Source organism: Roseomonas aerilata DSM 19363 (assembly GCF_000711725.1).
GTDB lineage: Bacteria > Pseudomonadota > Alphaproteobacteria > Acetobacterales > Acetobacteraceae > Roseomonas > Roseomonas aerilata.
Genome location: NZ_JONP01000012.1, coordinates 188,992 through 202,454 on the forward strand (window position 1 = coordinate 188,992; position 13,463 = coordinate 202,454).

Genomic DNA, 13,463 nt, shown 5'->3' on the forward strand with positions numbered 1-13,463 from the left:
GAGCGGGCGAGGAAGGGGTGGTCACTCGGCGGGGGCGGTGCGGGTGCCGGCGGCGATCTCCGCACGCTCCTCCCGCGCCGCGCGGCGGCGGCCGGTAAGGTCCACCGCCACCGGCAGCACGACGAGGATGAAGAGCGGCACGAGCCCGATGCCGCCGACCACCACGATCGCGAGCGGCTTCGTCACGTCCGCGCCGATGCCGTGGGCGAGCGCCATGGGCAGCAGGCCGCAGAAGGAGGCGAAGCAGGTCATCATGACCGGCCGCAGCCGGTCGAAGCCCGCGCGCGTCAGCGCCGGCGTCCAGGACATGCCCTCCTGCTCGCGCAGCTGGTTGAAGTAGGAGAGAAAGATGATCGCCTCCATCACCGTGATGCCGAGAAGGGCGAGGAAGCCGATCGCGGCCGGGACGGAGAAGTTCAGCCCCGCGACGGTGAGGGCGAGCACCCCGCCCGAGATGGAGAGCGGCAGGAGGGCGAAGACCATCAGCGTCTCCCGCAGCCGCCCGAAGGCGACGTAGAGGAGCACCGCGATGATGGCGAGCGCGATCGGCACCACCACCATCAGCCGGGCGACGGCCGCCTGCAGGTTCTTGAACTCGCCCACCCACTCCAGGCGGTAGCCCTGGGGCAGCTCCACGTTGCGCGCCACCCGTTCCTGCGATTCAAGCACCGCGCTGGCCGGGTCGCGGCCGCGGACGGAGAAGCGGACGGGCACGTAGCGGGAGGAGTTCTCGCGGTAGATGTAGGAGGCGCCGGAGACCATCTCAATGCGCGCGACATCCCGCAGCACGGCGTTGCCGCCCACCGGCACGCGGCCGATCGCGTCCATGCCGTCGCGGAAGCGCGGGGAGAGGCGGACGATGATGGGGAAGTTCCGGTCGCCGCCGGGCTCGTAGAAGTTGCCGGCCTCCTGCCCGCCGACGGCGGCGGAGATGGCGGTGTTCACGTCGTTGACCGTCAGGCCCAGCCGCGCGGCCTTCGCGCGGTCCACGCTGATGGACATGGTCTGCTGCCCGACGCTGAGCAGCACGCCGAGGTCGGCGATGCCCTGGACCTGCGACATCTCGCGCCGGATCTGGTCGGCGATGCGGGAGGCGACCACGGGATCCGGCCCGATGACCTTCACCGCGTTAGCGCCCTTCACGCCAGAGGCCGCCTCCTGGACGTTGTCCGAGATCGCCTGAGAGAAGGAGAACTCGACGCCCGCGAACTCGTCGTCCAGCCGCTTGTTGATGGCGGCGACCAGCCCGTCGCGGTCGTGGGCGGTGGTCCACTTCTCCTGCGGGATGAGAGGGACGAAGAACTCGGCGTTGAAGAAGCCGGCGCTGTCCGTGCCGTCGTCCGGCCGGCCCTGCTGGGAGGTGACGGTGATCACCTCCGGGAACTCCATCAGCACGCGGCGAATGTGGTTGGCGGTCGGGTTCCCCTCCTCCAGGCTGATGGTGGACGGCATGGTGGCGCGCAGCCAGATGCTCCCCTCCTCCAGCGTGGGCAGGAACTCGGCGCCGAGGCGCGTCATGACGCCCACGCTGCCGAGAAGCATGGCGCCGGCCAGGATCATCGTCAGCCCGCGCCGGCGCATGCCGCCGTTGAACAGGCGGGTATAGGCCCAGCGGATGCCCCGCACCGCGAAGGTGTCCTTCTCCTCCGTCTCCGGCTTGAAGAAGGTGGCGGCGAGCGCAGGGGTGACGGTGAAGGTAGCCAGCAGCGCGCCACCGATGGCGTAGGCATAGGTCTTGGCCATGGGGCCGAAGATGCGGCCCTCGATGCCGCCCATCGCGAAGAGCGGGATGAAGGCCGCGATGATGATCATGATCGAGAAGAGGATGGCGTTGTCCACCTCGCTCGCGGCCTTGAGCACGGTCATCGGCACCGGCCGCGGCTTCTGCCCGGGCGGCAGGTGGTGGCGGGCGAGATGCAGGTGGCGGAAGATGTTCTCCACCATGATCACGGTGGCATCCACCAGCAGGCCGAAGTCGAGCGCGCCGAGGGAGAGGAGGTTCGCACTCTCCCCGCGCGCCATCATCATCAGCACGGCGAAGAAGAAGGCAAAGGGGATGGTGGCGGCGATCACCGCCGCCCCGCGCAGGTCGCCCAGGAAGAGCCACTGGATGACCAGGATAAGGGCCACGCCTTCGAGGATGTTGTGGACCACCTTCACGGTGGTCGTGTTCACCAGGTCCTCGCGGTCATACAGGGGGACGATCTTCACGCCGGGGGGCAGCACGCCGCCCTCGTTGATGCGCTTCACCTCCGCCTGGACGCCGTGGATGGTGGGCAGGGTCTGCTCGCCGCGCCGCATCAGCACGGTGCCGAGCATCACGTCGTCGTCGTTCTCGTGGCCCGCGATGCCGAGGCGCGGCAGGTTGCCCACGCCGACGGTCGCCACGTCCGAGACGAGAACGGGGCTGCCGTTCTGGCTGCCGAGGACGACGTTGCGGATGTCATCGAGCGAGTGGATGAGGCCGATGCCCTGCACCACCACCGATTGCGGCCCGACGTTCAGCGTGCCCGCGCCGACATTGACCGAGCCGTTGCGGATCGCGTCCACCACCGCCGGCAGCGAAAGGCCGTAGGCGTTCATCCGCCCGAGATCGACCTGGACCGAGTAGGTCTTGGAGATGCCGCCGAAGGAGGTGACGTCGATCACGCCCGGCACGCGCTTGAAGCGGCGGTCGAGCACCCATTCCTGAAGCGTCTTGAGGTCCTCAAGCGGGTAGCCCGGCGGGCCGACGAGGCGGTAGCGCATGATCTCGCCGATCGGCGAGGCCGGGGAGATGCCGGGCTGGGCGCCATTTGGTAGAGCGCCGAGCTGGCCGAGGCGGTTCAGCACCTGCTGCACCGCCTCCTCGTAGGTGTAGTTGAAGTTGAACTGGACCCGCACGTCCGAGAGGCCGAAGAGGCTCGTGGAGCGCAGCGTCGTGAGGTTCGGCAGGCCCGACATCGCCACCTCGATCGGAATCGTGATGGTGCGCTCGATCTCCTCGGCGTTCTGGCCGGCGTTCTGGGTGATGACCACCACGGTGGGCGGCACCGGATCCGGATAGGCCTCGATGTTCAGGTGCTGGAAGCCGAGAACGCCCACCACCATGAAGACGACGAAGAACAGCAGCACGAGCGGACGGCGCTCGAGTGACTGAGCAACGAGGTGACGCAAGGGGGCGGCTCCCGGGGCGGGGGGATCATGGTGCGGCGAGGATCGGAACCCGGGCTGCTGCACCCCGCCGACCTCTGGCAGCGTTGATCTGAGGCCTTCGAAGCCTCACTGGAAGAGCGAAAATCCGCGTGTAAGCCGCTTGTAAGGCAGGGGGTGCATAAGACGATCAGGGATGGCGGGCGCGCTCGTCCCGCCCCTTCGTCCAGGTAGCAGGTGCTGGCCATGAACATGCTGACCCCTCCTCAGCTCGCCGAGGCCGCCTCCGTCCAGACCATTGTGGGCGGCGCCGTGCCGCATAAGGCTCCAGCCGTGCCCGAGACCCCGGCCGCCCGGCCGCGCCGCCGCCTGCCGCTGCTGCTCGCCGGCCTCGCCGTGATCGGCGCCGGCGGCTTCTACGCCTACAAGGAGCTTGGCTCGCCCGCGGTGCCCGCGGTGGTCTCGCCTGCCCAGGCCGCCTCCAACACAGGCCGCATGGCGGATGGCTCCTTCAAGCTCTCCCCCACCGAGGCGAAGCTGCTGCGCGTCGAGCCCGTAGTGGCGCGCGCCTTCCGACCCGAGCGCGTGGCCGAGGGCCGCATCTCCTTCAACGAGGAGCGCTCCACCCCGATCTTCGCGCCCTATACTGGCCGCGTGGTCCGCGCCGTGGCCCAGCCCGGCCAGCAGGTTCAGGCCGGGGACGTGCTGTTCGAGATCGAGACGACCGACCTGACCGGCGCGGCCAACGACCTCCTCTCCGCGCTCGATGCCGCCGGCAAGGCGCGCACCCAGGTGGACCTGTTCCGCCGCAACGAGACCCGCCAGCGCGACCTCTTCGCCGCCAAGGCGGCCGCTCGCCGCGACCTGGAGCAGGCGCAGGCCGACCTGGCCAATGCCCTCTCCGACCAGCGCACCGCTGAGGCTACCCTCGCCGCCGCGCGGGACCGGCTCCGCGTGCTCGGCCGCGACGCCGCCTCCATCGCCGAGATCGAGCGCACCCGACATGTGAACGCCGTGGTGGCCGTGACGGCGCCGCTGGCGGGCACCGTGGTGCAGCGCCGCATCGGCCCGGGCCAGTGGCTGAATGCCGGCGGCTCGGACCCGATCTACACCATCGCCGATCTTTCCCAGATGTGGCTGGTAGCCGGCGTGCGCGAGATGGACGCGCCGCTCGTCCGCGTCGGCCAGGTTGTGCAGGTGAGCGTGGACGCGCTGCCCGGTCGGAGCTTCGAGGCCCGCATCGACAACGTGGCCAACGCGCTGGACGCGACTACCCGCCGCCTGACCGTGCGCGCCGCTGTGCAGGACCCTGACCACCTGCTGAAGCCGGAGATGTTCGCCTCCTTCCGCATCGCGGTGGGGGACGCGAATGACGCGGTCGCGGTGCCCGCCGGCGCGCTGATCTACCGCGGCGCCACCACCTCCCTCTGGGAGGCGCTGGGCGATGACCGCTTCGTCATGCGCCGCGTGAAGACCGGCCTGCAGTCCGACGGCATGGTGCAGGTGACCGAGGGGCTGAACCCCGGTGCCCGCGTGGTGACCGGCGGCGCCCTCTTCATCGACCGTGCGGCCCAGGACTGAACGGGTTCTCTCCAGAGCCGCAAGAACCAGCCCTTATCCCGCCGACAGACTGGCCGGTGCCTGCGTCACGGCAATAATCGCCGGCGCGGGCGCCAGAGGCAGGTGGAGTGAGAAGGCTGCGCCACCGCCTGGCGCATCGGCCACTTCGGCCGCGCCGCCATGGGCGTGCACGATGCGCTCCACAATCGAGAGGCCGAGACCCAGGCCGCGCCGATGGGTATCGCCCGCCCGCCAGTGACGGCGGAAGACGTTGCGCCGCTCGGTCTCCGGCACGCCGCGACCCTGGTCGGCCACCTCCACCACCGCCATGCCGTTCCTGGGCGAGCCGAGGCTCAGTGTCACGGCGCCACCGGGCGGCGAGTGCGAGAGGGCATTGTCCATCAGGTTGCGCAGCGCCCGGCCGATCGCCTCCCGCTCCCCCCTGACCCAGATGGGGCCGTTGCTGGCGGGGGCGATCACGGGATGGCCCTCGCGCTCGGCCATGGGGGCGAAGCGCCGGGCGGTGTCGGCGGCCAGTTCCGCGAGATCGAAGGCGCCCTCGGTCACGGGCATGTCGCGGGCGGCCTCGGCTGCCTCCAGCAGGTCGGAGACGAGCTGGGCGAGTTCCTGGATGTCGCGGCGCAGCCGGTCCGTCACCTCGTCGGCGTTCAGCAGGTCCAGTTCGGCCTGGATGATGGCGAGCGGGGTGCGCAGCTCGTGCGCGACCTCGGCCGAGAAGCCGCGCTGCCATTCGAGGCTGTCGTCGAGGCGGTCCAGCGCCCCGTTCACCGCCTCGATCAGGGGCAGCAATTCGAGCGGGATCTCGCTCTCGTCGAGGCGGGGCGGACCGCCGTGGCCGATCAGCTCCGCCTCCCGCGCCGCGCGGCGGAGGGGGGCGGAAAGAAGGATCAGCAGCCCAATATTCGCGATGAAGAGAAGGACGGCGCCGAGGGCCAGCACGGCCATGATGGGCCCCAGCGCCGCGGCCGGCACGTCGTCGAGGACGATGTAGGATCGCTCCATGTCCTGGGCGATCTGCAGCGCCAGCCGGCCGTCGGGCGTTTCGATCCAGCGGGTGACGCCCCAGAGGCGGGTGCCGTCCTGCCCGATCTGGAAGGTGGAGGGGATCGAGCCGTTCTCCTCAACGCGGGGCAGCTGCTCCCGCACGCCAGGGGAGGTGGCCAGGCGGTGGCCCTGAGCGTCGGTGACGGCGTAGAGCATCGAGCCGCTCGAACTGTCGAAGCGCCGCGACGCCTCCGTGCGGATCGGGCGGGAGAGGCCGGCGAGCCCATCCTTCTCCAGCCGCTCGGTCAGGTCGTTGCCGGAGGCGAGGATGCCCCGCTGGTGCTCGGTCCAGACCACGCGGTTGATGGTGTGGTGCAGGATGAGGCCGCCGATCACCAGTGCCCCGAAGCCGATCACCGCATAGGCGACGGCCAAACGCAGGACGAGGCTGTAGGGCTTGCCCGGAGCGGCGGTCGGAGGAGCTGCGGCCATGGGTGGAGGCTACTCGCGCCAGGCGCTGCTTGTCTCGTCCCGCTTCGGGCATCGGTGCGGCTTGTCCGGCCCCCGGCGGCGACGCACTCTCCGCGAGATTGCCGAGGGGAAGAGGGCATGCGGGTCCTGCTCGTGGAGGACAACGCGCGGCTCGCGCAGCTGCTGGCGGAGGGGCTGCGGCGGGCGGGCTGGCACGCGGATACCGGCGGCTCGATCGAGGAGGCGGAGGCGGCGCTGGCAACCGGCGAGTACGACGCCGTCGTGCTCGACCGCGGGCTGCCGGACGGCGACGGAATCGATCTGGTGCGCCGCCTCCGGCACCGCCTCGGCGCGCCGCCCGTCCTGATGATGACCGCCCGCGGCGAGGTGGCCGAGGTGGTGGAAGGGCTGGACCTCGGCGCCGACGACTACATGGTCAAGCCGGTCTCCCTCGTGGAGCTCGTCGCCCGCCTGAACGCGGCGCAGCGGCGGGGCGGGCGCGGGCCCGCGCCGCTGGTGATGGGCGCCCTCTCGCTCGATCCGCTATCGCGCGCACTGACCGTCGCTGGCGCCGCCTTCGACCCCCCGCCGCGGGAGCGCACGCTGCTCGAGGTGCTGCTGCGCGCCGCCCCTCGCCCCGTGGCGAAGGAGACGCTGGAGGCGCGGCTTGCCGGGTTGGACCGGGCGGTGCAGCCGAACGCGGTGGAGGTCTATGTCCACCGGCTCCGGGCGCGGCTGGGGCAGGCGGGGGCGGGGGTGGTGATCCAGACGGTGCGCGGACTAGGATATCGGCTGGAAGCCGCCCCGCCCGGGGAGTCGGCCACGGCCTGACCGAACCGGTAAGGCGGCGGAGCGGAGGAGCGGCATGATGCGCCGATGGATCCCGGTGGTGGTGGCGCTCGCGGGGCTCGCCGCCTGTTCCACCGAGCAGCCGCCGCCGGCCGCCATGCCTCAGGCGGAGCTGCGGGCCCCCACCCTGCCGCCGGGCTCGCTGCTCGTGGCGCTTCCGGGCGTGCCGCCCGTGGCACGGGGGTTGAGAGCGGAGCTGACCCGCGGCGGGCCCGCGGTCTGCAGCGAGATCGTCGACGCGGTTCTGCAACCGGCGGAGAACGGGTTGTTCCGGCTCGTCACCGCCCGGCCAGGCCTGCTGGTGACGCGGGAGACAGTACTGCGCCGGACCGATGCACCACCGGGCGCCCCCGAGCTGGCGCTGGAGGGCGCCAATAACGGCCGCTGCGACTATCTACTCCGCACGGCGGAGCTGAAGAGGGCCTAGCTCGCGGGCTGCTCGCCGAGGCGGCGGGAGAGGCCCTCGAACTCGCGGCGCAGCGCCTCGCCCTCGAAGGGAAGGATCACCGGCGGGCGGATGGCGGTGACGGCGCCGAAGTCGCGCTCCGCTCGCATCAGCGCGGCCACGTCGTAGGCGAGGGAGGCCGTCCGCGCCGTGTTGTCCGCCACGCCGCGCGCCGCCCGCGTCCGGTCGAGGGCCTGAGTGAGGCTCGTCCGCTGGTCCTGCAGGTGGCGGCGGTAGAGATCGGTGGCGCGCAGCGTCAGGTCCTGCGTGCGCAGGTTGGCTTCAAGCGACGCGCGCAGCCCCGGATCGCGCATCGGGCGCAGGCGGGCCTGGGCATCGTTCCGCAGGTCCCGCGTCTCGCGGTCGATCGCGTCGAGGTGTGGAAGGAGCAGGTTGTCGATGCGGGAGACGGCCTCGGCCTGCACCGTCTCGAGCACCGCCAGCAGCGTGGCGTGAATGCCGTAGTAGCGGCGCAGAACCGCCTCGTTGTCGCCCGCGCCGGCAACGGCCGCGCGGAGATCGGCCTCCAGCTTCTCCACACTCGCGTAAGCCGCGAGAAGAGCGACCATGTCGTCCCCGTTGACGGAGATCGCGAGCTTCTCCGCCGCCTCGCGCGAGATGGTGACGCCGATCTCCGCAAGCCTGGCGACGAACGCGTCGATGCGGCGGGAGGCCTCGGCGCCGGCGCGGGAAGCCTGGGCCTCCAGCTCGGTGGCGTCGCTGCCGGCGATGCGAGCGGCGGCCGCACGGTCGCGCAGCTCGGCGAGGCGGGCGCGGGCGTCCCGAAGGCTGCGCAACTCGCCCATCGCCTCGCTGCCGGCCATGGTGGAAGCGGCGGCGCGGAGCAGGGCCTGCACCCGGTCCCGGGCGGTTGGGTCGTGCTGTTCCTCGATGCCTCTTGCGTCGGCCTGCGCCTCCGTCACCCGGCCGACCGCAGCAAGCGAGGCGGCGCGGTCCGGCTCGCGAGCCGGGGCGCGATCAGCGGTGCTGCCGCGCCCTGGCCCGGGGCCGCCGCCTACCTCGCCGAGGCGGAGCGCCGCGTGGCGAAGCCCGTTCTCGAGGTTCGTGACCCAGTCCGGCCGTTGGAAGGCGACAAGTGCGGCAAGGAGAGCGATGGGGATGAGGAAGCGCATGCTTGGATCCTGAAAGACAGGGTGACAGATCGTCGCGCAGGGCCACTTATAGGGGTGGTTCACAAGCCGCCACGGGGCACGAAGGGCGGCTTTTCAGCTCTGTGCGTGCGGTGCAGACTCATCGCATCCGAGACCGGAAAGAGTGGGGTTGTGACCAAACAAGAACAATTTCTATGGATCGTGCAGACCGCGATCATCGTGAATGCGGTCCGGCTCTCTGCCGGGACGGGGAATGGAGCAGACGTGTCCGACATCTCGCTGACCGCCAACTGGGCGGCGATATCGGACGCGATCAGGGCGAGCGAACTGATCCCGGCCGACATGGATGCCGATGCCGCGGCCGATGACTACTGCACCTACATGCTCAGCAATGAGCGTCGGGCGGAGACCCAGGCGCATGGGCATCCGCTGCCCTGCCCGGAGTGGTTCGCGCGGTCCTGACGCCGCGGGTTCTTCATGAAAAAGGCCCTGGGCCGGATCTCTCCGGCCCAGGGCCCTTTCATACGGCGGCGTTTCGCCGCGCCGGCTGATCCGCCGGCGCGGCGGTCGCTGCGACTCAGGCCTGGCGGAGGTTGCCGGCCGAGAACTTGCCGTTGTTGCCCGACTGCACGTCGTACTCGAGCTTGTCGCCCTCACGCACGTCCAGGCCGGCGCGCTGCACGTCGGAGATGTGGAGGAAGACGTCCTTCGAGCCGTCGGAGGGCTGGATGAAGCCGTAGCCCTTGGTCGCGTTGAACCACTTCACGGTACCGGTCGCCATAATGTTGCATCCGATCAAAAAAGAAAAACCGCGGGGCAACATTACCCAGCGGATCACCTTCGCCTTGAAACGGAAACAAACCTGACACCCGTGAGGGCAGAGGAAGCAAACCGAAACAACGAAACCTGACATGCCCAATATGGGCTCTTTTGACTCGGTTGCAAGAAGTTCCTTTGGGTGACCTCCCCATCAGAGAAGTACCAAGCGGCGCCGCTGCGCTCCCTCTCCCGCCGCTCAGAGCCACCCTCGCTGGCGGAAGCCGTCCAGGTCAGTGCCGGGCGGGGCGTACCAACCGCCCGCTCGGTAGCGGGCGCCGAGGCTCATCGCCGCCTCCTTGTTCCCGAAGGGGATGCGGAGCGGCGTCTCGCCCTCCACCGGCTCCGGCCCGGGCGCGGTGGGTCGGCGCGCGCGGGGCTTGGCGGTGGATTTCCTCATCGCTCTCGGTGCCCCCGTCCGCGCAGGGCCTGGGGTCTCCGACGCGCCTTCCGCCGCCGGGCGGGTGGTTCGGCGTGGTACCCGGCGAACGGGGCGTGGCGCATCGCCAGGTGCTGCCGACGCCGCCTCGCGCTTGCCAGCGTGCTCATCGAGGAAGGCCCGGCAGGCAGCGGCGGAGGCGGTGTAGCCGCGCGGTGGCTTGATCCCCTTCTGTCGGGCGAGGCTTTCGACAAAGCGCTTCATGGCGGGCGTAGGCGCCCCAGCCGCGCCGCCCGCGCGGCGCGCGCCGCCGAGCAGGGCGGGATCCGCCGGTCCCGCGTTCTCCTGCAGTCGGCCGATGATGCGGCTGGCCTGGGCGCAGACCGCGTCGATGGCGCCCATCATCTCTTGCTGGCCGACCAGCACCTCGTCCAGGAGGCGCTCCATCTGCGCGGTGACGCCGGGATCGACGAGGGCGGGGTCCGCGCGCTCCAGCACCGCGTGGAGGGAGAGGCCGCGCTCCGTAGGCACGATGTTCTTGCCGTCGATGGCGAGGAACTCCTGCCCCTTGAGGCCGCGGATGATCTCGGCGCGCGTGGCGGGGGTGCCGATGCCCTTGGCTTCCTTCAGCCGCTCCTGCAATGCCTCGTCCTCCACGAAGCGCCAGGCGTTCTGCATGGCCTCGATCAGCGTGCCTTCATTGTAGCGTGGCGGCGGACGGGTCTCCTTCGTCTCGACCTCCGCGTCGTGCAGCCGGGCGGGCTCGCCGTCGCGCAGCGGGGGCAGGAGCTGCGCGTCCTCGCCCTTTTCATCGGCCGGTTGCCAGTTCGGGAAGGCGGCGCGCCAGCCCAGCTCAATCGGTTGGCGGCCGGCGGCGCGGAAGAGATGGCCGCGCACGTCCATCGTAGCGGTGGTCTGGCGGTACCGGAAATCGGGCATAACGGCTGCGAGGTAGGAGCGCGCGATCACGTCGAAGAGCTTGCGCTCGTCCGAGGTGAGGCGTGGCCAGGCCGTGCGCAGGGTGTCCACCGTGTTCACATTGGGGATGACGGCGTGGTGGCTGGCCCCGGCCAGGCCCTTGTCGTGGAAGTGGCCGGAGGCGCCGCGGCGGACGACCGGCGGCTGCGGCACCGGAACTTCGCTGAAGGTGCGGCCGACCTGAAGCCCTGCCACGATGCGCGGCACGTCCGGGATGAGGCTTTCCGGCAGGTAGCGCGTCTCGGCGCGGGGATAGGTGATGACCTTCTTGCCCTCTCCGTCATAGAGCTGCTGCGCGACCTCCAGCGTGTGGGCGGCCGACCAGCCGAAGCGGGAGCCGCAGAGCTTCTGAAGCGAGGGCAGGTCGTGCAGCCGGGGAGGGCCCTGGCGCTTGTCCTCCACGCGCACGTTCAGCGGTCCCTCGAAGCCCTCCGCCAGGGCCGCGATGGCGTCGGCGTCCTCCTGCTTGAGGATGCGCTCCTTCGGGGCATGGCGGAGGCGGAGGGAGCCGGCGGCGGCCTCGGCCGTCGCGACCACCTCGAAATAGGTTTGCGGGACGAAGTTCCGGATCTCGAGTTCGCGGCGGCAGACGATGGCGAGCGTCGGCGTCTTCACCCGGCCGACGCCGATGACGCTGCGGGCGCCGCGGGCAAGCGTGACGGTCGCGGTGCGGGTGAGGGAGAGATTGTAGATCTGGTCCGCCTGGCGCCGGGCGACGGCGGCGGCGTAGAGGCGGGCGTACTCCGCGTTCGGGCGTGCCCTCGCGAAGGCGTCGCGGATCGTCTGCGGGTCCTGGGCGGTGAAGATCACGCGCATGACGCGGCCGCGATACTTCAGATGCTCCAGGATCTCCTGGCCGATCAGCTGGCCCTCCCGGTCGCAGTCGGTGGCGAGCCAGACGCAGTCCGCGCTGCGCAGGGCGTCGCGAATGGCCTTCAGCTTGGAGGCCTTGTTGCCGCCGTGGGCCGGCTTGGTCGGGTAGAGACCCTCCGGACGCAGGAGGATGGGGGACCAGCGCTTCCATTCCGGCACGGCCTCCTCCGGCTCCACGAGGTCGAAGAGGTGGCCCTCGGCCGGAAGGATCATGCCATAGCGCGCTCCGACGGCGGCGCGGACGTCCTTTGCCTGGCTGGTCTTCTCGGTGATGACGATCTGGGCAGGCATGGGCTCGGGGAGGAGGGCTCTGGCGTCTGGGCGTAAGTGACGGTCCGATGGCCGTCCGCGAGGGATGGATTGTAGTGCGGGCGGGCCACGGCCTCCAGGCGGGCCGGGCCGACACTCGTCAAATCAACGATCTGCGGCTTTCCGCCCCTCAGCTTCCCCGATATGGCTGCGCGCCTCCACCCGCAGAGCAGTCCCTGATGAGCCGATCCTTCCTTCTTGGCCTCGCCCTTCTTCTCGCAACTTCCGCAGGGAGCGGCGCGGTGGCGGAGACCTGCAGCAGCTCGACGCTTGCCTCAGGTGATTTCGCCGTCGCCCGCTGGTGTGGCGATCCGCCGGCGCCGGGAACACTGCGCATGGTGCGGCGAGGTGGCCGGGCCGAGGAGTTCTTGAACGTACCGCTCGATACTTACCGCGAGGTGGTCCGTACACCGCGCGTGGCCCAGTACGTCGCGGACGACATCGTGCCGCGCTTCGAGCGTCAGGCGGCAGCGCCAGAGCCGGCGCCAGCCCGGTCAAGGACGGCAGCGGAGGGAATGGGGGCGCACCCCGCCCGGCTCCGGCGTGTTGCCGCACAGCCTCCTGCGGCAGCCGCAATGGAGCGGGCCGAGACGGGCAGCGCCGTTGGCGTCCCCCCATCCGCTCGCCGGCATAGGGATCGTCGCCCGGCAGAGGATGAGCAGGCTGGGGCTGAGCCGCAGGGCACGAGCGCAAAGCAAGTGAGCAGGATCGCTGCTCGTCGAGCGAGACAGGCTGCGCGCGCCAGAGAGGAGCAGGACCGCTAGGCGGGCGATCTGCGTGGCAGGAGTGTCAGGGCTCACTCGCAAGCATGCCGAAAGGCACTTGCAAGGCAGCGCCGGCGGAAGTATCTCGCCGCTCCGCAGTTCAGCGGAGTCATCGATCTTTCACCTTCCTTCGCTTCCTGATGGTGTCCAGGCATTATCTCGAAGATTGAGGGTTCGTGGAAAAATAGGTGGATCCGTTAGGATTTCTTGATTGGTGACGTAATGGCCGCGAGGCCTGCGGTTACAGGTCTGGTGATCCGGAAGTTTTCTTCCAGAAAGGCGAAAAGAGGGGTTGATCCAGACGCTCCCGGCGCCTATATCAATCCCAGACGAACGACGGTTCTTCTCTCTGATAAGCGACGGCGAGTTATCTCGAAGTTAGCTGAAATTTGGAGGGTAAGTTAACCATCGGACAGGCTGGCCCGTTTCGGGCCGTCTGCTCGTTCTTTCAAATTCGCATCTGTTTTTTGGAAGTGCAGTTAGAGCTGTGCTGCTGCTGGTGGTGTTGTTTCTGTTGCCTTGTGTGGTGATGGGGATGGTGTTGCTGGTGAGGTGGTATGGTTTTAGCTGATCGAGAGTGGTGAGCGGAGTTAGTGGTCGGCTCATGGTGTTATGCTGGATGGTAAGTTTGGCATGGCATGATGAACTTGAGAGTTTGATCCTGGCTCAGAGCGAACGCTGGCGGCATGCTTAACACATGCAAGTCGCACGGACGGTTTCGGCCGTTAGTGGCGGACGGGTGAGTAACGCGTAGGAACATATCCAGGGGT

At 69.7% G+C, this 13,463-nt stretch carries 9 protein-coding genes and 1 rRNA gene; 5 read left to right on the forward strand and 5 right to left on the reverse strand.

The genetic code is table 11. The features are described from left to right. Positions 1-21: 21 nt before the first annotated feature. Positions 22-3,156, reverse strand: a complete 3,135-nt coding sequence (locus BO39_RS15825) for an efflux RND transporter permease subunit (protein ID WP_052402164.1) — start codon at positions 3,154-3,156, stop codon at positions 22-24. Between the two features lie 222 nt (positions 3,157-3,378). On the opposite strand from BO39_RS15825, the gene BO39_RS15830 reads away from it, so the two are divergent. Beyond that, on the forward strand, positions 3,379-4,713 hold the full coding sequence (locus BO39_RS15830) for an efflux RND transporter periplasmic adaptor subunit (RefSeq protein WP_156963700.1): 1,335 nt from the start codon (positions 3,379-3,381) through the stop codon (positions 4,711-4,713). Positions 4,714-4,746: 33 nt separating this feature from the next. Here the strand turns inward: BO39_RS15830 and BO39_RS15835 are convergent, their stop codons facing one another. After that, a complete protein-coding gene (locus tag BO39_RS15835; protein WP_043834987.1) occupies positions 4,747-6,189 on the reverse strand; it encodes a sensor histidine kinase in 1,443 nt (480 codons plus the stop codon). 117 nt (positions 6,190-6,306) lie between these two features. Between BO39_RS15835 and BO39_RS15840 the strand changes: the two genes are divergently transcribed. Then, positions 6,307-6,999, forward strand: coding sequence for a response regulator transcription factor (locus tag BO39_RS15840; RefSeq protein ID WP_043834989.1), 693 nt, complete (start codon positions 6,307-6,309; stop codon positions 6,997-6,999). A gap of 34 nt (positions 7,000-7,033) precedes the next feature. Continuing rightward, the gene (locus BO39_RS15845; protein ID WP_043834991.1) at positions 7,034-7,444 is read left to right on the forward strand and encodes a hypothetical protein; all 411 of its coding nucleotides are present in this window, start codon (positions 7,034-7,036) and stop codon (positions 7,442-7,444) included. Here the strand turns inward: BO39_RS15845 and BO39_RS15850 are convergent. Continuing rightward, entirely contained in the window at positions 7,441-8,595 is a 1,155-nt protein-coding gene (locus tag BO39_RS15850; RefSeq protein WP_043834993.1) for a hypothetical protein, read from the reverse strand. The two genes, BO39_RS15845 and BO39_RS15850, sit on opposite strands and share 4 nt — an antisense overlap. Before the next feature lie 150 nt (positions 8,596-8,745). Here BO39_RS15850 and BO39_RS15855 point away from each other — a divergent pair, with 150 nt between their 5' ends. Continuing rightward, positions 8,746-9,036: a hypothetical protein gene (locus tag BO39_RS15855; protein WP_156963701.1), complete on the forward strand. Its 291-nt coding sequence runs from the start codon at positions 8,746-8,748 to the stop codon at positions 9,034-9,036. Positions 9,037-9,151: 115 nt separating this feature from the next. On the opposite strand, the gene BO39_RS15860 is transcribed toward BO39_RS15855, so the two are convergent. Continuing rightward, positions 9,152-9,355, reverse strand: a complete 204-nt coding sequence (locus tag BO39_RS15860) for a cold-shock protein (RefSeq protein ID WP_043834995.1) — start codon at positions 9,353-9,355, stop codon at positions 9,152-9,154. A gap of 234 nt (positions 9,356-9,589) precedes the next feature. Beyond that, on the reverse strand, positions 9,590-11,911 hold the full coding sequence (locus tag BO39_RS15865) for a type IA DNA topoisomerase (protein ID WP_043834996.1): 2,322 nt from the start codon (positions 11,909-11,911) through the stop codon (positions 9,590-9,592). Positions 11,912-13,336: 1,425 nt separating this feature from the next. Between BO39_RS15865 and BO39_RS15870 the strand changes: the two genes are divergently transcribed. After that, positions 13,337-13,463 (forward strand): 16S ribosomal RNA (locus BO39_RS15870); the annotation flags it as partial.